The sequence below is a fragment of the Peribacillus sp. P4_C12 genome (genome assembly GCF_056402095.1).
Genome location: NZ_JBFUIB010000886.1, coordinates 1 through 1,109 on the forward strand (window position 1 = coordinate 1; position 1,109 = coordinate 1,109).

The following is a 1,109-nucleotide window of genomic DNA, read 5'->3' on the forward strand; positions in this document are numbered from 1 at the left end:
GAATTTAATACTAAAGACAAGCTAGTTAAATACTTAACTGAAACATTTACTAATAGTGCAGTAGAAAAAGGGCTGACAAAGTATAAATATATTACGTATAAAGGAAAATTAGCTCGTCCTATAGGGGACGGCGATAGCATGTTAGAATGGCGGAAAGCAAAAATTAAATTGGTCTCTCAAAAACTAAACGTTAGATCTTATAAATTAATTGTTCCTACTGTTGATGGTGACACCGTAAACCGAACTGTTACCTTTTACAAGTCAGGATCTACTTGGAAAGTAAATCAGTTCGATGCAGTTCAATAAGAAAATAGCAAAAATGAAACACCTCTTATCCAATATAGTTAAAACTATATTGGATAAGAGGTGTATTTTTTATGAGAACTACCGTTTGAATGGAAAATTCTTTATATAGGCTCATATTTGTGTATGGCGCGGAACCTCACTTCTAAAAAAGCACAGCAAGTATTCTGTGTATTAATGAATTTTTGCTTTTCGAAAACCTTTATAGGATTCCAAGACTGTAAAAAATACATCGATTAGAATGACTCCCCAGTAAATCGAGCTTTTCCATTCATTGATAGAAAATAGATTCGAGATATACGTAATGAATTCGTGAGTGAATAAATTCGGATTACTGATGATGATGATAAAAGTTATAGTGGAAAGTAGCTGATAAATGGCATTGAACAAGGCAAGTTTTAGCGTCCATTGTCCTACGAGTAACTTGTAAATCGCCAAGATAACGCCTAAGATAATGATGCAAAAAATCAGCGGCCAATAGGAATTCAAGACCTCTTGATTAAAAGAGGGTGTCACAAAAATGAGGCCGTTATTTCTTCCTTCATAGACTCCTAAGAGGTTGGCTGCGTTGAAATAAACGGCAGCGAATATTGAAATACCTAACAAACTTCCGAAAATCTCAATCTTAGGAATTACTTTTTTCTTAGAAATGTTCGGAATATGTTTTAAATCCTCTGGAGTCCATCGTTTCAAACTTTTTGTTAAAGGCATCTGATCCTTTGAAGTATCTGTGCGTTCTAAAATGGCAAATAAAAGCGTTAACCAAAAAAACACTTGGATACCTGTACTGATGATCCCTGCTATCC

The 1,109-nt window shown here is 34.4% G+C and carries 1 protein-coding gene and 1 pseudogene; one reads left to right on the forward strand and one right to left on the reverse strand.

Translation table 11 applies throughout. The annotated features are described in order from the left end of the window. On the forward strand, positions 1-306 hold a 306-nt coding region (locus AC1DUW_RS29945; protein ID WP_477644325.1), incomplete at its 5' end, for a DL-endopeptidase inhibitor IseA family protein. A gap of 171 nt (positions 307-477) precedes the next feature. Here AC1DUW_RS29945 and AC1DUW_RS29950 read toward each other — a convergent pair. Further along, positions 478-1,109 (reverse strand): annotated as a pseudogene (locus tag AC1DUW_RS29950) (hypothetical protein); the annotation flags it as partial.